12 protein-coding genes are annotated in these 22546 nt (G+C 59.0%); 5 read left to right on the top strand and 7 right to left on the bottom strand.

Translation table 11 applies throughout. The features are described from left to right. The first annotated feature begins 17 nt into the window (after positions 1-17). The 5 genes from CVU69_02920 to CVU69_02900 all read left to right on the top strand — a co-directional run bounded on the left by CVU69_02920 (position 18) and on the right by CVU69_02900 (position 6750). On the top strand, positions 18-1409 hold the full coding sequence (locus CVU69_02920) for a cytochrome C (GenBank protein ID PKN13268.1): 1392 nt from the start codon (positions 18-20) through the stop codon (positions 1407-1409). 428 nt (positions 1410-1837) lie between these two features. Next, positions 1838-3565, top strand: a complete 1728-nt coding sequence (locus CVU69_02915; GenBank protein PKN13267.1) for an amino acid ABC transporter substrate-binding protein — start codon at positions 1838-1840, stop codon at positions 3563-3565. A 130-nt stretch (positions 3566-3695) separates the two neighbouring features. Then, complete coding sequence (locus tag CVU69_02910; GenBank protein PKN13266.1) at positions 3696-4697, top strand: secretion protein HlyD; 1002 nt, start codon at positions 3696-3698, stop codon at positions 4695-4697. Next, complete coding sequence (locus CVU69_02905; protein ID PKN13265.1) at positions 4694-5611, top strand: multidrug ABC transporter ATP-binding protein; 918 nt, start codon at positions 4694-4696, stop codon at positions 5609-5611. The genes CVU69_02910 and CVU69_02905 overlap by 4 nt, the downstream gene beginning before the upstream one ends. Beyond that, positions 5611-6750 (top strand): mannose-1-phosphate guanyltransferase, encoded by a 1140-nt coding sequence (locus tag CVU69_02900; protein PKN13264.1) that lies wholly within the window; start codon positions 5611-5613, stop codon positions 6748-6750. Before CVU69_02905 ends, CVU69_02900 begins: the two co-directional genes overlap by 1 nt. A 140-nt stretch (positions 6751-6890) precedes the next feature. Here CVU69_02900 and CVU69_02895 read toward each other — a convergent pair whose 3' ends face one another. The 7 genes from CVU69_02895 to CVU69_02865 all read right to left on the bottom strand — a co-directional run bounded on the left by CVU69_02895 (position 6891) and on the right by CVU69_02865 (position 22494). Next, positions 6891-9092, bottom strand: a complete 2202-nt coding sequence (locus CVU69_02895; protein PKN13263.1) for a hypothetical protein — start codon at positions 9090-9092, stop codon at positions 6891-6893. Positions 9093-9097: 5 nt separating this feature from the next. Then, positions 9098-9544: a hypothetical protein gene (locus CVU69_02890; GenBank protein PKN13262.1), complete on the bottom strand. Its 447-nt coding sequence runs from the start codon at positions 9542-9544 to the stop codon at positions 9098-9100. A 97-nt stretch (positions 9545-9641) separates the two neighbouring features. Next, positions 9642-11915, bottom strand: coding sequence for a hypothetical protein (locus CVU69_02885; protein ID PKN13261.1), 2274 nt, complete (start codon positions 11913-11915; stop codon positions 9642-9644). A 28-nt stretch (positions 11916-11943) separates the two neighbouring features. Further along, complete coding sequence (locus CVU69_02880) at positions 11944-13344, bottom strand: hypothetical protein (GenBank protein ID PKN13260.1); 1401 nt, start codon at positions 13342-13344, stop codon at positions 11944-11946. 4 nt (positions 13345-13348) lie between these two features. Beyond that, positions 13349-14596 carry a hypothetical protein gene (locus CVU69_02875; GenBank protein ID PKN13354.1) on the bottom strand — a complete coding sequence of 416 codons (1248 nt, stop codon included), beginning with the start codon at positions 14594-14596 and terminating at the stop codon, positions 13349-13351. A gap of 72 nt (positions 14597-14668) precedes the next feature. Further along, entirely contained in the window at positions 14669-20851 is a 6183-nt protein-coding gene (locus CVU69_02870) for a hypothetical protein (protein PKN13259.1), read from the bottom strand. Positions 20852-20931: 80 nt separating this feature from the next. Further along, on the bottom strand, positions 20932-22494 hold the full coding sequence (locus CVU69_02865; protein ID PKN13258.1) for a hypothetical protein: 1563 nt from the start codon (positions 22492-22494) through the stop codon (positions 20932-20934). Positions 22495-22546: the final 52 nt, after the last annotated feature.

Raw genomic sequence — 22546 nt, 5'->3', positions numbered from 1 at the left:
AAGACAGGAGTCAATTTATGAAAAACTGGAAAAAGACCGCAGCGGTGCTCATCCTCGGACTGGCCGTTTCTGCTGCCTCGGCGCTGGCTGATAACGACCACGCAGCGTTCATCACCGGCCCGCTGGAGAGCGGGCCAGAGGTGACCAAAGCCTGCATCAAATGCCATGACAAACAGGCCGGGGACTTCATGAAGACCGCGCATTGGAACTGGACCCTCGATCAGACTGTCCACGGCCAGAAGGTCAAGCGCGGCAAGGCCAACGCCATTAATAATTTCTGCACCGCCATTGCCGGTAGCGAGATCTTCTGCGCAACCTGTCACACCGGCTACGGCATGACCGACATCAATACTTACGACTTCAGTGACAAGTCAAATATCGACTGTCTCGTCTGCCACGATACCACCGGCACCTACTCCAAGGCGGCCGGCACCGGCGGCCTCCCCGCCAAAAACGTCGATCTGCTCCGCGTCGCCCAGAACGTCGGCAAACCGGTCCGCGATAACTGCGGCGTCTGCCACTTCTTCGGCGGCGGCGGCGATGCCGTCAAGCACGGTGACCTTGATTCATCTATGTCCTACCCGGACAAAAAGACCGACGTCCATATGGATTCCGACGGAAACGACTTTGTCTGCCAAACCTGTCACGAGACGAGCAATCATCAGGTTCCCGGCAACTCCCTTGGTGTCTCCCCCGGCGGAAAGAGTCACTTCGGTTGCGAGAAGTGTCACGAGTCCGCTCCCCACAAGGAGTCACGCCTGAACCAGCACGCTGCCTCTGTGGCCTGCCAGACCTGCCACATCCCTTACTTCGCCAAGAACATTGCGACCAAGATGTCCTGGGACTGGTCGACTGCCGGACAGGATCTTCCGGAAGACAAACACTCATATCTGAAGAAAAAAGGATCTTTCACCTACGCCAAGATGGTCGTCCCCGAATACGCCTGGTACCAGGACGGCGCCAGCGACGTCAATCTGACCGGAGAGAAGATCGATCCGACCAAGGTGACCAAAATCGCCTATCCGACCTCGACGATCAAGGACAAAGGCGCCAAGATCACCCCGTTCAAGGTGCATCGCGGCAAACAGATTTACGACAAAAAGAACAAAGTCTTCATTACCGCCCGCGTCTACGGTGCAGACGGCTACTGGAGCACCTTCGACTGGGACAAGGCCGCCAGACTCGGCATGGACGCCAACCCGGTCATGCGTGAAAAAGGGATTACCTATAGCGGCGAATATGGTTTTGCTCCGACTGAAATGTACTGGAAGCTTAACCACATGGTCTCGCCGAAGGAAGATGCCCTCAAGTGCCTCGACTGCCATGGCGACAATAGCCGGATGAAGTGGAAAGAGCTCGGCTTCGGCGGCGATCCCATGACCGACAAGAAGGCCGCTGCGAAAAGATAAAAAATAAAGAACAAAGTAAAAACAAAGACGGGGCAGAATTTTCTGCCCCGTCTTTACGTTTGCAACGATTCAGCAAAAATTTTGACGGCGCCAGTTACAAAAGGCATATTGCACATGAATAAAATCCGATTGGAGAAATTTCCGGGTATAAAACTGGATGTCCCCAATTCCCCCGTACTCAACTTTACATCCAGAATTTAAATTGCTATTGTTAAATTTGTTAGTTTTATCTCAGAAAACTGAAAATCCCCGGTCCAGTCAACGGGAGACAGTGCCTTGATCAAAAAGAAACTTTGGCTAGCGCCGCCGACAAGAAATATCGGCGCTCCACAGAAAATCGGGAATTGGCGGGACGGCAAGTGGATCAGGATCAATGAGCTTATTCGCGGTGATGACGTGCTGGAAGAATACCGACTGGCGGAGCAAACATGATGTTATGGAAAAACAAGAACAATCACTACCTGTGGATGCACACTCTTTGTGCTCTGGCGGTTTTCTTCTGGGCCTGCGCTGCCTTGGCGGGAGAAGAACCGATCGGAGTCGTCGGGTTTTCGCAGCAAGAGGCCCTGATGCTCGGAGAAAAAATCTACCGGAAGGGGATATTGCCGTCAGGCGAACCGGTCACTGCGATTGTGAAGGGAGACATACCGGTCGACGGGACCATGTTTTCCTGCGAAAGCTGTCATATGAGGAGTGGCATCGGGTCGTTTGAAGGGGGGGTTTTGACGACTGCCACCAACGGGGCAAACCTGTATAAGGCACAATTTAATTTCCGCGATCTCACCCCTGACGAAATCAGGAAACTCCCCCGCTATATGCTTTCCCAGTATCTGGCCCCTCCCCGCCGACCGCCTTATACCGATGAATCCCTTGCCGTCTCTCTGCGGCTCGGCATCGATCCGACAGGCAGAGAATTGCATTCCGTCATGCCCCGCTATCTTCTCGACGACAGGGAGATGAAGATCCTCGTGCATTATCTGAAGAGTCTCTCCGCAGAATTATCCCCTGGAGTGACGGACACAACTATTCGCTTTGCGACGATCATTACCGATGATGTCAGCGCAGAAGAAGTTGATGCGGCGATGGCACCATTGGAGAAATATATCCTTGGCCGGAAAAAGAGAGAGAAGTCCATTGAGACACGGGCTAAAAACTACGGCATTTTTGGCATGACCATGGATCTGTCGTATCGAAGAATATCCCTGTCGCGCTGGGAACTAAAAGGTTCACCGGACACTTGGCGAAAACAGTTAGAAGAACATTATCGGAGAGAGCCGGTCTTTGCCCTTCTGGGAGGCATAACCAACGGCGAGTGGAAACCGATCCATGAATTCAGTGAAGAAAATCGTATCCCGTGCATCTTCCCTATCACCGATTTTCCTGTCATCTCAAAGAGCGATTGGTACACTCTCTATTTTTCAAAGGGGTATTATCAGGAAGGGGAGGCGGTTGCCCGTCACCTCGGAATGACGATCAACCTTCCTCATGATAAGACCGTTGTCCAGATTTACTACAATACGCGGGAAGGGAGGGCCTTCAGTTCGGGTTTTTCGGAAACATGGCAAGGACTCGCTCGCCAATTACCGGTCAACAGGATACTTCAGGCCGGAGAGAAGCTCCCACCGGATTTCCTGCGAGGACTGGCAGACAAGAAGAATCCCCCTGTCGTTCTTCTCTGGCTCGGCCCAGAAGCGTTCCCGGCGCTGGAAACCATTGCAGCGAGTGCGAACCGCCCTGAGATGATCTATCTTTCCTCAAGCCTGCTGCATGAAAATCTCGAAAAACTGCCGGAGCAGTCAAGAGGTTTTACCTACATTACCTACCCTTACGCCCTCCCGCGAGTCAAGACATTAGCGCTGAACCCTTCTACGGCAAAGGGGCCACAAACAACCATTGACCGAAGAATACCCGCTAAAAGATATTCAACCGGTGTTATCTTGACCGATGCCTTGATGATGATGGGTACCGATTTTTATCGTGACCGTTTCCTTGAGGTCATTGACATGCTTCAAGACAAGCCCCAACCCTATACCGATTACGAACGCCTGAGCTTCGGACCGGGGCAGCGTTACGCCGCAAAGGGGTGCTACATCGTACAATTGACGCCAGGGGCTTCCCCCGAATTGGTGAAAAAGAGTGAATGGGTGATTCATTGATCCTTTCGTGAGGCCGCTGTTGGTCACGCTCTTATGATTTGTTATTCGCTTTTGCAATCAGGATGACACCTGTATCAGGAGAAACCTCCGAGGGTTTAAAAACCTCGGAGGTTTGAAGCTGTCAATTTGAATGCAACCTGGAATTATCACTCAGAGGATTGCTTTTGCCATGATGCTGAAATCCCGCCTCCGCATTCTATTGCTCTTTCCCGCCCTCTCCCTTCTCATCCTCTCTGCCTGCAATCGTGACCCCGCCACCTCCTGGCAGGGCTATGCTGAAGGGGAGTATGTCTACGTCGCCGCCCAGCGGAGTGGACGTTTGCTGGAGATGGCAGTTCGCAAGGGGGAGACCGTCAACGCCGGCACCCCTCTCTTCCGCCTCGACCCCGAACCGGAAGCGACCGCTGTCGCCGAAGCACAGCAACGCCTGGAACAGGCGGGCTTTCGCCGCGACGATCTTGGCAGTGGTGAGCGGCCGAGCGAAATCGCCGCCCTGCAAGCGCAACGCGAACAGGCACGGGTGGCACGGGATCTGGCACAAAAGGAATTGATCCGCCAGGAGAGCCTCTTTGCCGAGAATGTGACCTCCCGGGAGCTCCTCGACCGCAGCCGTGCCGCAGCGCAACAGACCGCCGCCGTTGTTGCCGAGCTCGACGCCCGTTTGACTACCGCCCGTCTCGGCGGTCGAATCGGTCAGCGCCAGGCCTTGAGTGCCGAAGCAGCCGCCCTTGGCGAGGCGCTGCGGCAGGCGGAGTGGCATTTGAGCCAGAAGAGTCCAACCGCACCGCAAAGCGGACTGGTCTTTGACACCCTTTTTGAGGTCGGCGAACTTATCCCGTCCGGAACACCGGTGGTGATCCTCCTCCCTGAGACCGGCAGGAAAGCCCGTTTCTACGTCCCCGAACCGCAGCTCGCCGGACTTCACCCCGGCGACAAAGTCATGCTGCGCTTCGACGGCGGAGAACTGCCGGCGACGATCAGCTTTATCTCGCCGCAAGCCGAGTACACCCCGCCGGTGATCTATAGCAGCGACACTCGCAGCAAACTCGTCTATCTCGTCGAGGCCCGTCCCGATCCCGCCGGGGCAGCACGCCTCAAACCCGGACAACCGCTGGAGGTGACGCCGCAATGAACGGCGCGGTCGTCATCGACGTGCAGGGATTGAGCAAGGTCTTTAACGGCAACACCGTCGTCGACCGCCTCTCTTTGCAAGTGGGCAATGGAGAGATTTACGGATTTCTCGGTCCCAACGGCAGCGGCAAGACCACTTTTTTACGGATGCTCTGCGGTCTGCTGCGCCCCGATGCCGGCCAGGGCCGCTGCCTCGGCTTTGACGTCCGCCACGAAAGCGACAAAATCCGCCCTCTTATCGGCTACATGCCGCAGCGCTTCAGCCTCTACGAAGATTTGAGCGTCCGCGAGAACCTCGACTTCATGGCCCGCATCTACGGCGTTCACGATCGTAAAGAGGTGGTCAGCGCGACCATGGAGAAGATGCGGCTTACGCCCTTTAGCGAACGTCTTGCCGGCGCCCTCTCCGGCGGCTGGAAACAACGTCTCGCCCTGTCCTGCGCCCTCCTGCATCAGCCCAAACTCCTCCTCCTCGACGAACCGACCGCCGGCATCGACCCCAAGGCGCGTCGCGACTTCTGGGACGACCTCTACGAACTGTCGGGAGCGGGGGTGACGACCTTGATCAGCACTCACTACATGGATGAAGCCGAGCGCTGTCACCGCCTCGCCTACCTCGCTTACGGCGAACTCCTCGTCACCGGCTCGCCGGGCGAGATCGTCGCCGGTGCCGGTCTTTCTTCATGGACGGTGAGCGGCGATGATCTCCATACTCTGAGCGCAGCGTTACGCCAACTCCCCGGCGTCGATCAGGTCGTCCCCTTTGGCGTCACCCTGCGCGTCGGCGGCCGCGATCCGGCGTTGCTGGCAGAAAGTCTCGCCCCCTTCCAAACAGGGCCGCAGCACTGGGAAGAAAGTGACACCACCCTCGAAGAGGTCTTTATCCATCTCATGCGCGACCGGGAGGTGCACTGATGACCGGCCGGTTCTTCTCCTGGCGGCGCTTTGCGGCGATGACCGCCAAGGAGTTCGTGCAGATGCGGCGCGACCGCCTGACCTTTGCGATCATGCTCGGCATCCCCCTGCTACAGCTCATCCTCTTCGGCTTTGCTATCAACAGTGACCCGCGTCATCTGCCGACGGTGCTGCGGGTTGCCGATCACGGTCCAGTGGCCCGGGCGGTGGTGGCGGCGATGGAGCAGAGCAGCTACTTCCGGATCATCGGCAGCGTCAGCAGTGAAGCCGACGCCGCCAAACTGCTGAAAAACGGTGGCGCTCAATTTGTCCTCACCATCCCCCCCGGTTTCCAGCGTCAACTCCTGCGGAGTGAGCGCCCGGCCCTCCTGCTCGAAGCCGACGCCTCCGATCCGGCGGCGGCCAGCAACGCCGTTGCCGCCTTCCGCACCATCGTCGAACGCGCCGTCAGCCGCGAACTGAAGGGCCCGTTGCATTCCCTCCTCCCCGGTGATTATCCGCTGGAAGTCCGCATTCAGCCGCGCTTTAATCCCGAAGCGATCACCCGCTACAACATCGTCCCCGGCCTGATGGGTGTCGTTTTGACCATGACCATGGTTATTGTCACTTCCCTCGCCATCACCCGTGAACGCGAACGGGGGACGATGGAGATCCTCCTTTCTACCCCCGTCCACCCCGTCGAAGTCATGCTCGGCAAGATCCTCCCCTACATCGTCGTCGGCTATCTCCAGGCCGGAACTATCCTCCTCCTCGCCAAACTCATCTTCAATATCCCGATCCTCGGCAGCGTGCCACTGCTGCTGATCGCTTCCTTCCCCTTCATCGCCGCCAACCTCGGTGTCGGCCTGACCTTCTCGACCTTGGCGCGCAACCAGCTGCAGGCAGCACAGATGTCCTTCTTCTTCTTCCTCCCCTCGATCCTCCTCTCCGGCTTCATGTTCCCTTTCCGCGGTATGCCGGTCTGGGCGCAGACCATCGGCGAGATTCTCCCTCTCACCCATTACCTGCGGATTGTCCGCGGCATTGTGTTGAAAGGGAACGGCCTCGCCGAGATCGCCCCGCAGATCTGGCCGATTGCCCTCTTTCTGCTCGCCTCGCTGGGATTGGGTTTACTGCGCTATCGCCGGACGTTGGATTGATCTGCTTTTCTCCCCCTCCTTCCTTCAAGGAGGGGGCCGGGGGGTGGTGCCTTTGAAATCCTCCCCCCCGCCAACAACAAAGCGCCCCCTGACAATAGCCGGAGGGCGCTTCGTTGTTGCAATTCATCACAATCTGCAAGTTAACGCGTGGTGAAACTCCAGACTTCACTTTCGCTGATGCCGCCATGACTGTCGACGGTCTGCACCTTCCAAAAATAAGTAGTAGCCGGAGAGAGGTTGTTGACGACGATGCTGTCAGTCGCCACGATCGTTGTTCCCCCACCCCCCCCGCAGGCGACCATGAGCCAGAGCATGAGCAGAACACCGGCGATCAGCAAGTAGGGACGCCTCTTATTCGACCGCGGCCAGAGGAAAAATCCTAAGCTGGCGATCAGCACCCCAAAGGTGCCAACAGCAGAAACAAAGATCGTACGGACGGGTGGATTAAAATGCGGATCGGTATCGATCAACAGGGTCATATTCAACACGTCGCCATCAAAATCTTCTCCCTGAACCCAGGAAAAAGTCACCGGCGAAGTCACAAAAACCGCATTATTAAAGGGGGCAAGCAACCGGGCCGCCGGCGGCAGGCCATTGCCAATCCCTGTGACCGTCAGAGGACGCAGAGGTAAGCGTCCGTCATTGCTGTTGATTACAATCTGCCCGGAGGAGTTCACAAAATCGGTCGGGGCGAAGCGTACAGTCAGCGTGCATTGTGCACCAGGTAAGAGGTCTGCCGGACAGCTGTTGGCGAGCAGTGTCAGTTCCGGTGCCGGCAGAGAGCTGCTGATATTGATGAAAAGGTTAGCCGTCCCGCTGTTCTTCAGCACGAAGGCCAATTCCTTGACTGCTCCCGGCGTGACCGGACCGAAATCGAGCTGGTCGTCGTTTTCCGGTGCGATCGGATCAAAGACTGAGAGATGCGGTTGTGACGTGAGTCGGGCGTAGGCGGCCGGCAGATCGACCAATCCGCGGCCATAACTGTTATCGGCGCCAAGCGGCCCAAGGTCAGCGGTGGTAGTGAGCAGACCCAACTCCAGACGCAGGCGGTAAGCATCGATAGATTCGCCAGCGAGAGGCGGGATTACACTTCGCAGCAACGCCAACGCTCCGGACACATGCGGCGCGGTGAAAGAAGTGCCGGAAACGCTGGCGTAGCCGAAGGGGAATACGTTCCGTGGATACGCCACCGTTACCAACTCTCCCGGAGCCACAAGCTCCGGGTAGACATCGACAGGCAGGTCGTTGAAGATGCTACCGCTACAGGCACTTGGCCCGCGTGAACTGAAGGAACTGACGATATAGCCCGGACCGATGCTCCCGACTGCCAACCCTTCCGGGTAGTTGGCCGGACTGACGCTGGTCGACGCTGCCGGGCCGCTGTTGCCGGCAGAAAAAACGACATGGATACCGACTGACTGTAGTGCCTGGACATCACTGCGAAAGAAGTCGCTCGTGATGCACTGGTTTTTGGCTGTCTCGAACCCCCAGGAGTTGTTGACAACATCCGGAGCATCATCGGTGTTCGGGTCACCATCCGGATCGAGAGCCCACTGAAAGGCCAGGTGAATTGTTGAAGCGTTAGCATCGCCACTATCTGGGAAAATTTTGGCCGATATCCACTGAGCGTCCGGGGCGACGCCGATCGTCTTCCGACTGGCAGCGCCGCCAACCATCAGCGAAGTCACGGCAGTGCCGTGGCCATCAACATCGTAGGGGGTGACTGAATCACCGTATGGATCGAACCAACTATTTGTGCCGCCACGCCAGCGCGACTCTAAGTCGGGATGGCTCACATCAACCCCACTATCAAAGCTCGCCACCACCACTCCACCGCCGGTGATGCCGGAAGACCAGAGCGGTTCGACACCAATGGCAGCAATATTGTCGCTCGGTTCAGCCGGGACGGCCATTGTCACCGGCGCCGGCGGTGATATCTGACCGTCGAGTTCGACGGCGGAGACGCCGGGCCATGCGGCCAGAGTCTCGACCAGAGGCGGCGGCACCTGCACCGCCAGAGCGTTGATCAGCCAGAGTTCAGTCGGCTCCCCCCCCTGACGCCGCAGGAAACTCTGTAACGGCCCTTGACTGTTGCGAGCCTTGTCGCGCAAGCCTCGCACCAACCCGGCACGGGCGGCGGCGCGATCACTGCGCTGTGAAAACTCCTTCAAATTAATGTGGTCCGCGAAGTGGACAATAACCGGCACCTTGCCGCCCTGCCCCGCAGTCTCCATGCGTTGCCGCAATTCCGGAGCAAGGACTGCTGCCTGCGCAGCGCTGGTGCTCAGCAACAGGACGCCGATGAGGAGACTGGTCAAATGAAGGACAAGGTATTTATGCATCCGTTTTATTCAACCTTGAGATGTTCGAAGCGATGGGGTCCGTGAATAATCGTAACATAATCCCCGGACTTGATAAACTTGCCGGGGTTGGCAAAGAAAATAAAGTATTGGCGCCCGACCTCAAGCTGGCGGGGCATCTGCCGCATCGGGCCGACCTTGGTTGGCGCCGGCACAGCGAATTTAGCACCACTGTCCTCATGCACCAGATACGGAATCAGGGCGTGATCGATCAAAGGTGCTGCTTTGGCCGCATCGACCACCTTGTAGCGAAAATCGATCATGTAGCCGCCGGAACTCAGGTGTAAGCCGACGATCTCGATACCAAGGATATCGGAAGTTGATGCTGCAGGATTTGGTGTGACTTCCGGACGCACTGTCGGAGCACAAGCAACGAGGGTCAGAAAAAAGAGGACGCCAAACAGCAGGCTTATTTTACTGGCTGAAGATTTCATCGAACCTCCGTGGGTCGAGAATAAGAAAAAGGAGCAGGATGTCGATCCCGCTCCTTCTCATTTTTAAAGGATCAGCGCGACATTGCGCCGATGCGGATCAGTCGATTGAGAATGCTTCATCAGCAAGGTCGCGGGCCATGACATCTCCCTTGGCGTTAAAAGCGGTGACTCGCAGCAGCACAGACTTGCTGCCGCGCAACTTGGGATCAATCTCCCAATCAAACTGGGTGCCGTCAAGATCCTTGGCCAAACTCTGCCAATTTTCCCCGCCATCCAACGAATAGTCAAGACCGAATGCAACGGCGTCAGCGGGTGACTGCCAAAGGATGGTGAAAGACGTTTCGCCGGAAAGCACCTCACCACTATTGGGGAAGAGAAGTGCCAGGCCGATCTCTTGCGCTGTGGGAGCAGGAGCAGGAGCAGAGACCGGAGGCGGCACGGCTACATCAGCAGAGGTAACGTTGCTGTTGCGCACAGCGCCTGGCGTCGTCGCAGCCTCTGGAACTGCCAGTGGCACAATACTGAAAACAGCATCGCTGCTATCCGTGGCAATTGTTTTTCCAGCCGCATCGTAGATAGTCATGGCCACGCTGGCCGTGGTGGTCAGTGCGGACGGCACGTTCCAGATGTAGCTGCCGGAGGTCGGATCAATATCAGCGATGAGACTCCAGTCAGCGGTCGGCGTCGACTGGTACCAGAGACTGGCGCGGGTTGCTGTCGGCGTGGTCGGTCGCACGCTCCAGGTAATGGCATGGGAACTCCCGGCAGCGAGGCTCTCACCGCCGTTCGGCGACGTCAAAGCGAGTGGCGAAACCAAGGAGAAAGACGCGTCGGAGCTATCACGACTGACTACATTGCCGGCGGCATCATAACTCACGATAGCCAGGCGGACTCCGGTTGACGGACGAAGATTGGCGGCCGCCAGATTCCAAAGGAACTCACGGCCACCCACGCGGCTGGCGATAAGACGGAAGGGTGCCCCGGGTCCGGCAGAGTAACCGATATCAAAGGTGTAGTCATCGGCCGGAGAAGTCCAGCGGATCGGCAAGGTTGCATCGATTGGAACCTGCTCGCCGCCATTCGGTGAAATCAGGGTTGTCGTCGTAAAGGTGGAGAAGACCGCGGTGACCGTCCTGGACTGATCAAGGGTAACGACGCAGTCGCCAAGAGTGGTGCATTCACCGGGGTTAATGGTTGGAGTTACGCTCCAGCTGGTCAGAGCGCTGTCGGGGCTGGTCGGGACGGCGTGCAGGGTAACAGCCGTACCAACCAGGAAAGTCGCCGTGCAGTTGCTCCCGCCGGTTTCATTGCATGCAGTAATACCACCGGGGAGGCTGGTGGCGGAGACGCTGCCGGGGCCGGTGACGGCCACAGTCAAGGTCGTCGCCGGAACGCCATCGTCAACTGCCAGATAACCGAGCATGCCGCCGCCAGTCAAGCCGAGCATACGATCATGCATTGGCAGGTAGCCGGCCGGTGCCGTCGCCGAAATGGTCAGCAACGCGTCAAGAGTCTTGCCGGCAACAAGATCGGCGCTGTATTGAGTCGGCTGATAGTTGTAAGGATTGCCATCGTCGGCAATCATGATCAGCGCCTGACCGGGGAAGAGCGGGGTGCGGGGGCGCAATCCGGCGTTGAGCATGCGCAACAACACGGTGTCGCCGGCGGAGACGGTGGCGAGGGGCGGAGCACTTGCCGACCAGGGGCGGCCGTTAAGGAGGAAATACTTCGGTTTGTAGCCGACTTTGAGCGCAGTCGGGTAGGCTCCGGCCGGATCGCCGTAGATTCCATCGGAAACCGCCTGGTTAAGCATCGGGTCAATCTCGCTGAAGAGGAGGGTGGCCTCGCTATTGTGGGTTAGTCCGGGATAGGCCTCATCAGCAGCCGCGTTTACCTGAAGCACTGCGTAAAGCCCCATTGGCACCTGCACCGACGGGTGGCTGCCGCTGGTGATCAGATATGTGCCTGGCTTGAGATTGGACCACGTGTAAATTGCCGTACCACCATTGGCGTCGGCTTCATGGGTGAAGGAGAAGACCCGTCGACGCCCCTCTGCATCGTTGAAGAAGACCGGGGCCATACCGCCCTGAGCGGTCTGACCATTAATCACCAAAGAGACCGGTTCCGGAAGCTGGTTGGTCAGGTTAATCGTCAAGGTCTCATCGACAGCATCAATGAGCACGGGTACCGGTGTTAATGGCAGATCTGTTCCTTCCGCCAGCCCCCATACCGGAACATTGACTCCGTCCGGCATGGTCACTGTGCCAGCCCTGGCGGTCAGGTTGTAGGTCGCGGCTTGAATCGACGGGGCGGCAAAGAGCAGCAGAGCCGTGGTCGCAACCCCCAAGATTATCGCATTCAGCATTTTCATAGCGCTATTCCTTTTTTTGGGTTGCAGGTTACGGCATCGGCATCGGAGCTTCAACCACCGGTGCCTCGACGATGACCATGGTCATCAGGCCGCCGGGGAAGATGTCGTTATTGGTCATCTCCTTTTCATTATGCGAGTGCCACATAAAGGCGAAACCGGAGTTCGGATTGTTACCGCCCTCACCGGGTGGGAGGGAGCCGGCTGCACCAAGAAAGGGGCTGCCGCTGTAGAATGCTCCAAAGGTCACTTCCTGTTGGCCGGGGAGGATAACCGGGAAGGGTTTACCGTGGTCGGCGATGTACTCATAAGTGTTGTCGTCGAAACCGTCGAGGTTGGCGTCAACCAGTGTCGCCATCATGTGGTTGGGGTTACTACCGTCATAAATATCCCAGCCGAGTCCTCGGCCGGTCCAGGCAAAGATGGCATCGTGGGTCGCCCCCGGCACCACGGTCTGAGTGAAATCGGAGATCGACTTATCAGGGATAACACCGACTTCCGCAGTACGAGTTCCAAGGTCTGTCGGTGTCGCCAGCAACCAGCCATCGCGGGCGATCTGGTCAAAGTTGTTACCGTGGGTGTGGAAGGGGTGAAGATCGCGGCCGCCGCCGATCATGCGCATCAGCACACGCTCGCCGGCATTCATCATTGTCATGGCGCCGTATGGCTGGTTCGGCAGCCAACTGACATTATCGCTGAGCATGGTATCGGGGGCGGTCCGACCGTTGATAAACCAGTAGACCGGCCAGAACCTGGAGGTGTCGATCTCCGAAAAGAGCCCCTTTTCCGCCCGGATGTGGGTCTCAAGATCCATCTCGCTGAGCAGGTAGAGGTATTCCTGATCGTAGGCCGAGCGCGCGTCGCCGTAGGCGGTGCGCAGCATTGGATCCATCGCGTTAAAGTTGGTGGGGCGGACGATGAGCGCCCCGAGCAGCCCCATCTCGACCTGCAAATCGCTGTGGGTGCCGCTGTAGTAGGTGAAGGTGCCGGGACGGTCGGCGACAAAGGTGTAAGTCACGGCAGTGACGCCGTCGGCCGGGGCCTCGCGGGTCAGAAGTCCAGGCTGGCCGCCGGTCGCGGTGACAGAGAAACCGGGAATGACCAGAGAGGTCGCCTCGGGGAGTTGGCTGACGAGACGAATTGTCACCGTGGCCCCCTCGCTGACAATCAGGGTCGGGCCGGGGTACTGAACCGCGCTGCTGCCGTTGGCATAACCCCAGAAATAGACGTTGTTGCCGTCGCCGGTGGTGATGTAGCCGGACCTGGCAGTGAACTGGAAGTCTGTGCCGGTGACCCCCGCGACCTCGACATTCCCGTGCATAGCCAAGGCGACTGAGGCGGCGCCCCAGAGCAGGGCCACGGCCAACGTCAGGCTCCGCATGATATGTTGAAATAACTTGTTCATATATTTTCTCTCCCGAAGTGGAAACATCTATCTAAAGAGGCGCCTGGATGCGGATTTCCGTCATCATGCCACCAAAATCCTCCGCCTCGTTGGCGAGGTGATCGAGATTAGTGGTGTAAAGGAAGTAAGTTCCTTCCGGAATACCGGCCGTATCGAGGATAACGTCAATCGCCTGACCGCCACCGATGGTGATGGAATTGGTGGTGTAATACTGGCTGGTGTCATTGACCGGACCGAGCTTGCGCGAACCCTTACCGACCACCTGCATCGGGATCCCCTGTACTGTCAGGGTGTGATAAGACGTTGTCGAAAGGCTGGAGATCCGCAGCAGAATACGGTCGCCAGGAGACGCCTCGATCAGGGACGAGACCGGCGCTGCATTGGGCCGCGGGTGCAATGCCGGATCAAGGGCTCCGTTATTCACTGTATCCGGATAGCCGCGGCCATTGAGCATCGGGTACTTGTCGTCCATGTCGGCAAAGGGGAGCGGTTGCACGTCGATGTGCAGTTCGTGGAAGAGGGGGTCAAAGGCGGCAATTTGGATCGGATAGTCGACGTCGTAGCCGGTGGAGCCGTCGCCGTCATTGTAAGCGAACATGGTAAATCCGTTGAGCGCAGGTCCGGCATCCTGAAGCGGGGTGACGTAGAGATTGCCGAGCATCCCCATCTGCATGTGCTCGGTCGCTTCAACGTGGCAGTGATACATGAAGGTGCCGGCCTCGACGACCTGGTAATAATAGGTCAGGGTCGAGCCCATGTTGATAATGATCGAGGCATCGGGGACACCGTCGAAGACTGCCGAGGCATTCGGGAAGCCGTGCCAGTGCACCGAGTGCGGGTCGAAGAGATCGGGGCGATTGATCATGCCGACGTTGGTCAGCGACAGATAGACCTCGTCCCCTTCACGGAAGGTCAGGGTCGGGGCCGGGAATACCGCCGTCTCCATGTACGCCATCATCACCGCGTCCCAGGTTTCGCCCTCCATGGGCATGAAGCCGGTGGCGTTGGCAAAGCCGAAGATGTACTGCTCGCGACCGTCGGCCATATTGGTGAAGCCATCACCGGCGGTCAGGTGCACACAGACCTGGTTGGGCGAGAGAGCATTGGGGATCTCCCCGTCGCTGGCGCGCAGGACGCCGTCGCCGTTACCATCAGCGAACCAGCTACCGTATACAATTGGCGAACCGGGAGCTGGATCCCGGGTCGGACACTGGGGGAAGACCCCGGCCTGTGCCGGCAAAGCCACGGCCGCGACGATGAGGCCGACCGCCAGGGACATCAATCTTTTCTGCAGAGTGGTCATATCGTTGACTCCCTTGTACCGGGGGCGCGTTGCGCCCCCGGTCATTGGTCAGTTGATTGGAGCGGTGATGGCAAAGGGTGCGTCATTGCGGTCGCGATCGATGACGCCACCTTCGGCGTCGAGACGCCGCACTTCGATGAATCCCCTTTGAGTGTCATTTTCCAAGGCCGGCACCGTCCAGAGCAGATAACCGGCATCCGCATCCTGCTGGCCGATGATCTGCCAGGTGCTGCCATCGTCGCCGCTGAAAGCAACCTCGACGCCGACGCCAACCTTATCGGTCGAAGGACTGCTCCAGAGGAGCGGAACACTCTCCCCGGCCGCGAAGATCTCGCCACCGGCAGGAATAAAGACCTCTACCGTCGGGGTGGCGGTCGACGCCGTCGTTGAGTTCGGGACCACGCTGCCAACGCCGCCCGTCCCCGAGGTGCCAAACGCTTTTGGCGTTGCGGGGGTTGCCAGCGCGGCTGGTGCCGGCAGGGGGGCGACGATGGTGAAGGGTGCGGCACTGCTATCGCTCACCAGCAACTTGCCATCGACGCCGTAGAAGGCCAGAGCGACACGGGCAGTGGTGATAGTGGCCGGCAGAGTTGGCACCGTCCAGTTGAAGCTGCCGGTGTCGGCAGTGACACCGATTGCCATCCACGGGGCGTCAACAGCGGTCTGGTACCACAGGGCGACGCGATTCACTGTTGCCGGGGAGTACATACTGGTCCAGGTGATAGGAACAGTATTGCCGCCGGTGAGAACCTCGCCGCCATTCGGGCTGAGCAGCGCTTGCACGACGATACTCAACGGTTCATCGCTGAGATCGCGGCCCAGGATCTGTCCTTCACCATCGCGAGCGATAATGCCAAAGCGCACCGCGTTTCCGGAGATTTCCGGCGCAATCGGCAGATCCAGACAGGTATCCGTGATCCCGCCTTCGAAGAGTCGGAACGGGCTGCCGGGGCTAAGGGAATAACCGAGATCATAACTCGCGGCACCGACCAGTCCGGTCCAGCGCACAATCACGTTGGTTCCGGCGGTCAACACCTCCCCGACACTAGGAGCCAACAGCTCAAGCACTCTCGAGGGCGGGGGTTCAATGTTCGGGTTGTACTCGTCAGCGCCGATATCGTTGCTGACACCGTCGGGACGGATTTCACCATCAATATCCGTAACAACGCTGAAAAGCGGATCAGCAGCATCCACCGCCGGTGAACAGACGGTGAGAAGGTGATAATCACCGGCATCCGCCGACAGCGGGGTAAAACGGACAGTGATGGCATTGCCGCCTTCATCGAGGACCGTGGAGGACTCGATGTCATTGTAGTAGTAACGCACCAGGCCGGGATCCCGGGCGATGTTCGCCGGGTCGAAGCCGGTTATATCCGTGAGGATCGAGAAGGTCGGATGCAGCACGTCGTTGACCGGATCGAGAGCGCCGGCCACCTGGAGATCCCAGAAGTCGGCGTGTGGCATGGTGGGGTGCTGACTGGCCGGGGCAAGACCGCCGGCGGTACCGTTGAGACTGCCGTCATTGAAGAAGCTGCGGTTCTGCCAGACGATGTTGTTCACCAACACCGGGTCAGAGTAGGTCTGAGTAAATCCGGGGATCGCACGCAGCGAGACACTGTGCGCACTGCTGACAACCCCGGCTCCCTGCGGCACAGAAACGGTCAGATTGCCGGCATTGAAAGCCAGCGCCGCAGTGGCGGTGCTGTCGTTGCGGGCGACGGTATTATGGACAATAGTCGCGGCAGTGACATCCTGCAGCGAGATGCCGCCTCCACCGATGGCAGCGACATTATTGACGACCATGTTGTTACGGATGGTCAGAGTTCCCCACGGACCAGCAAGATCGGCCGGATCGTTGGTCGGGTTTTCCACGACATCCAGACCGTTGAAAGCGTAGGCGGCAATGCCGCCCCCGTTACCGGCACCAGCGAGGTTCCCCTGAATCAGGTTTGCCTCGATGATGACGTTACCGGCACCGCCGGAAATCTGTGGCAACGCCGGTGGAGGCGGAATTTCGCCGCCGATGAAGATGCCGCCCCCATGGCCGCCGCCGGGAACGAGGAGACCGTAGAAGACCTCGTTGAAAAGAACCTTGTTGCCACGGATGACGCCACCGTCGGAGAGCCCGACGTGGCCGATACCGCCGCCGGAATCGCGGGAAAAGTTGCCAACGACACGATTGTCCTCAATCAGGTAGTCGCTGGAACCGCCATAAATGGCGATGCCACCCGGTCCGATGACACCGCTGTTGGCAGCGATGCGGTTGTCGCGAATGACGATGTCAGTATTGCCCATGGGGATGTTCGGGTCGAGATCAGGGATGCCGATGACAATGCCGCCCCCCCGGTTCCCTTGATTGCTGCGGATGGTGTTGTTACTGATCTGTAAACCGGTGGCGTCATTGTTGACATAAATGCCGCCGCCGGAAAGCGCGCCGCTGATCTCGAAACCTTCGATCAACGATGGGACATCGAACAGCAGACGCTGATCGCCAGGAGCAGGGGTCGGCGGTTGGCCGGTCACCAGGATGCCGGGAGCTTCATTGGCCAGGAACGGGTTGAGGACGGCCGGGGCGGTTATGCCGAGCAAACCACGGGTCTTAAGATGCCAGGCCTGCAGGCGCTCGGCCGGGTTGGGGTTGGCAAAGATGTGGGTTACCCCGGCGCCGCTGCCCTGCAAGCGCACCGGTTTCCACATGATGACGTTCTCGAAATAGCTGCCCGGACCGACCAGGATCAGGTCCCCAGGATCGGCTGCGTCAATGGCCGCCTGAATGCTCTTGCCATCAGGATAGGGATAAACACTGCCGCCGGTGACGAGGTGAATTGTCGGGTCGGTGCAGTCGACGAACTCGATGCGGAGTCCGTTCTCGTTGGCCGAGCCGGTATCTTTACGCACTACAACCAAAGGACCGGAGGTGACACCGCTGGTGCCGACGATGATCTGTGTCGGGGTCCAGATGACAATGGTGGCAGGATCGAGTTGTGTGCCGTTGATCCAGACCTCTCCCCGTTCAGGGCCGAAACCGTTGTCGCGGCCGTCAGCAGCAGTTGCTGCGGTGATAGTGAGGATGGTGCCGGGTTGCTCGGTACAAATTGCTGCCGCACCGCTGTTACCGATAGCGCTGGCGATCACCGGAGTGCCAGCCGGAACGCCGGTGTCAAGAGTCCCCCTGGGGATGGTAGCGAAAGCGGCCACCGGCACGATCGGCGTATCGAGGTAGGTGGTACGCCCCACTTCGTAGTGCAGCGTCCAGGGAGCGACAGCGAAACGCTCGTCGTAGTTGGGATCGATGATCATCTGTCCGGGGTTATTCGGGTCGGGAATCGGCCCCGGATCATTGAGCACCGCGGTGATCATGTTCGGCGCCACCCCGGTAGCGGAGGGGACATTGATACTGAAGGTCGACGGCAGCAGGGCGTTGTAGGCCCCGTATGCGTCGGAGTAGACGCGGGTGATCTCGTTCCCCTGCCAGTCACGGAAGGAGACCGGAATCCACATCGGCGCTGCTTTTTCACCGAAGATCGGGCTGGTCGAATCAAATTCGGCCGAGAGGTCGTTGTTAACAAAACCGACAACCCGCGCCGCTTTCGGTACCTCGGTGAAGTAGAAGAAGTTGGCGCCGGTGTTATTACGATCGGTCAGCTCCACCTGTTTGCGATCACAAAGAGGAGTAAAGCTGCCGGCCGATGGAGCAGCGACGCCGGGGAAGAGGGTCAACTCGGCGGGGACTTGATGCAGATCGCCAACGCAGACTTGCGGCAGTAACATCGGGCTGGGAATCGGCGTGTCGCCAAAATCGACATTCTTGCTTTCCTCCTTCTGCAAATCGTAGACGCCGGGGTAAGGGTTAGCCGCCTCAACGATGTAGGTGCCGACCGGCAGACCTTCGACCTCGGGGCGACCGCTGGAGAGTCCGCCGGGGACGTAGGAGGCGAAGGCATAGCCACCATCAAAGAGCGCCGGGCGCACCTGGTTCCAGGTGCCGAAGTTGTCAAAACACTCGCGCGCTTCCTGGCCGGCGATCACCGGCAGGGTCTGGATGCAGCCGCTCGGCAGCGCATCGTCCCAGCTGTCGCTGGTGGTGATCTGGATGGCATCGCCGCTATCGAAGATGCCGTTGGCATTGCGGTCGAGATCCTCCGGCCCCTTGGCAACAGTGCCGTCCCGCCAGCCAAAGGGGTAATTATCGACGTCGGCCAGAGTCTCCATACCATCGCGGTCGAGATCATCGATCTTCCCGTCCGGGCCAGGGACACCGGTGGCGTTGGTGCGGAAGTCCTGGTAGAGGTTGACCTGCACCCGCGGGATACCGGGCTCCCAGTCTTCACCGGCGGCGTAGCGCGGATCGTTCTCGGCACGGGTCACCGCGTAGTAGACGATGCCGCTGATGCCGCCGTTCTCGCCCATCTCATATTCATGCTTGCCCCAGTCGATGACGTTGGTCTGGTTGAGGAAAAGCATCAAACCCTGTGTCAGCACCGGACCGGTCTCGGTACGGGAAAGGTTGTTGTCGGTATTGGGGTTGATTTCAGCCTGAGGCTGCGGGGTCAGTTTGCCGCGCGACGGCATGGCCCAGCCGTTGTCGGGGAGGACTTCGCCGCCGGCATCGACCACCGCGGTCATGCCGGTCGCCTTGTAGCGGGCGAAATCGACCTCGGTCACCAGCCACTTGAAGAAGGGGAAGACGCCGGAGAGTTCAAATCCTCCGAAAACGTCGGTCGGTTGCGCCTGATAAAGGGTGCCGTCGCGGAAGCGGATGTTGACCAACTGCTCGGGGACACCTGTTTCATCCTGCAACACATCATTACACTCGGGCGTCACGCAATCGCGAAAACCATCCTGATCATGGTCGAGGAAGACCGAACCCTCGTAAGTACCGAACCAGCGGAAAGAGAGGACATTGCCGAGATCGACAGGCTCGCCTGTGCCGCCACCCATCGGGATGGTGACAGTGTTGAAGCCGAAGAGGGCCTGAAGGGGCGTGTCCCAGGTGACGAGCTGGTAAGTTCCCGGCGGGATGCCGGCCATGCTGAATTCACTGTCGCTATTGCAGGGGACGGCGAGGAGGCCCTGGCCGGTGACGGCATCGTTGAGACCGGCCCAACATTCGGCGACCGGGTCGCCGGGGAAGAACCCTTGCAGGAAGGGCGGTTGGGAAAAGTGGTTGAAGACGTTGGTGCCGCTGATGCTGCCGGCGTAAAGATTAGACCCATCAAGTGCCGGAGGGTTTCCGTCGACAGTCGGGGGATTAAGCGCCCACGGCAGCGCCGCCGGATTAACGTAGCCGAAGTTGACGTGCTTGCCACCGGCCCCGAAACCCTCGATGAAGAGGGGCGGTTCGTTAGCCGCCACCCAGGCGTCGATGGTCTTGGTTCCTTCGATGGTGGCAGTCTGCACCCAGTTCACCGGCACGCCATTCTCATCGATCAGTGGCGGGATCACCTGAACCCCGTACTTGCCGGGCATCAGGTATTTGATCAAGGCTTCGCCGTTGACATCGGTGCGGATAGCGCCAGTTCCCGGCATAAGCACACTGCCATCGGAATTGTAGGTGGTACCGAGCATGTTGCCAAAGGCATCGGTCATCAACTGCCCAGCGTTGTCAAAGAGGATGATGCTGAAGCCTGCCAGACCGCGCTCATTAGGGACGTCGGGAGCGTTGTTGATGGCATAGTGGTCCTCAAAGACCAGCAGCGAAATCTGCGCAGTCGGAATTCCTTTGAGGTCTGGGGCCAAGGGGTTGTAGGCGCGGTGTTCGACCACCACCACTTGCACCGTATCGGCACCGATCGGCACCGGTGCACCGCCGAGGCTGTAGCTGCTGTCGGGAAGAACAGAGACAAAGTAGCGTTTTCCTGCATCCGGAGGGGTAATGATGGTGGACGCACCGGTGGCGTTGCCGGTGGCAACCGCCGGTGCGTGGCTTTTGTGGATATCAAGACCGATACTGAAGGCCGAGAGAATTTTGTTCCCCGGCGGCGCCGGCGGCTGGCTATCGCTGTCAGCACCGGCGTCAGAGAAGCCCGGCGGCTGGTTGGTGTTGTCTTCTTCGAGCAGCCAGCGGAAGCCGCTGTTGCTAATCGGCTCATAAACGCCACTGGCGTTCCTGGTCACGACCTCGAGAGTGAGTGCCACAGCCTGGCCGGCGGCACCGAGCCCGAGCAGCAGCAACAGCGCCAAGGCTGTCCAGGATTTCTGGAAGCAGTTGCGAGTTATTGATAATTTCATGGAAGGCTCTCCTTCACGCGGGGAAGAGATCCCCCGCAGGGCATGGCCAGATGTTGCTTGAAAATCTTCATCCGCGACCCTTAGAAATTGCCGGAGAGGCTGAAGGCCGAACGGAAGGTGATCACCCAGTTACCACTGTTCGCCGGGGTCTCGGTGACGCTGTCGATAGAAATCTTGGCATAACCGTCGCTGGTCTTGACCACCACCAGCAAGCCGCCGGTCGGTATTGTCGTCGGGACCGGAATCGTGGCGAAAGTTGTCGCGTCGGCGTAACCGGTGGTCGGTGCCACCGTCAGGTTGGCGAAAGTTTTGCCAACCGCCGCTTGCTGGATACCGCTCCCCTTGGTGGTGGCGTTGAGGGTAAGGCTGCCGTCAAAAGAATTAACATTAAAAGACACGTCAGCCCGGCCGTCGGTCAACGTGGTACCGTCGATCACCACAGGGTCGTTACTGAGACGACCGGAGGCGACGATCAGGCCGATGCTGTCCGCGCTCGTATTCGGTAAAACTGCCGGGTCGTCCAGAGTCAAGGTGGCAGTCGCCGGCACCCCGTAGGTCGGCTTGGCAAAGGCGAGGGTGGCAGTGGGGGTTGCAGAACTCTGGCTCAACTCAACACCAAAGCCCCAGGCCGTGAAGGTGTAAGAGGTAGTCCCGCCGGTTTTAACCAGAGCTGTGTACTGGCCGAGACTGTCCGTCACAACTTCCTGCTGATAACCATAGGCATTGCCGGTAGCACTGCCAGTGACATGCACAGTTACCCCGGCTGCCGGAGTGGTGCCGTCGCTGTAGGTGAGGGTGCCGGTGACCGGTGTCGCGGGAACAACCTTACCAACCCGGTAGAGGCCGGCTTGGGTTACTGTGGCACGGAATGCCGGGGCACTGCTGACCGGGTCGACCGTCAGAACCGGGGTAATCGTCGTGTCCACCCAGGCATTGATGGTCTCATCGAAGCGATAAAGTACCGGGGCTGCGGCAGCGGCAGCAGCGACGTCAAGAACCAGCGGCACCGGCAGATAGAGATCGGCGGAGGTGATGGTCGCACCGCTGACGCTGAAGGCGGCGGCGGCATAAAGCTCGATGATTTCGTCGACACCGACCGCCAGCGGAGAGACCGAATAGACCGGATAACCGTCACCGATCAGGCTGACATCGAACGGTGCAACGTTCACCGCCGTCTGAGCAGGCGAGAGACTGGCAACCACGGCGCGACGCGGCCCGTGGATCTGTGCCGGTGATTGCCAGATTCCGGAGCCGGCAGTGGTCTCAGACGCCGGGGCGGTGGAGGGCAGATAGAAATCGAGCACTGTCGGCGCCGAGGAAGAAAGCGTGATCTTCTCCGCCTGGGCCGGGAAGGTGCCGGCCGGGCCGCTAACCTTGAGGGTCAGCGGCGCGTTGACCGGCAGGGTTGTGAATGAATAACGGCCGACGGCGTTGGTCGTGGCCTGAGCGATGATAGAATTGGTGTCGCTGTAAGCAAAGACCGTGGCACCGTCAACCGGCGCCTGGGTTGAATCACTGACCGTGCCGGTGAGCTTGAGCGTGGGAGCCGAACCGCCACCTCCACCACCACCACCACAAGCCATTAGCGATACCGCGAGCAAAGCAAGGACAACATAACCAGTGGATTTCAGTAGACGGACCATGATTGAGCTCCCTTCTTTCGTCGAATCCGGCTGCAACTCTCACCGGACTCAT

The sequence above is a fragment of the Deltaproteobacteria bacterium HGW-Deltaproteobacteria-4 genome, assembly GCA_002841765.1.
In the GTDB taxonomy this organism is placed as follows: domain Bacteria; phylum Desulfobacterota; class Desulfuromonadia; order Desulfuromonadales; family UBA2197; genus UBA2197.
Note: the sequence above shows the minus strand (reverse complement) of the source record. Positions and strands in the feature narration are given on the sequence as shown.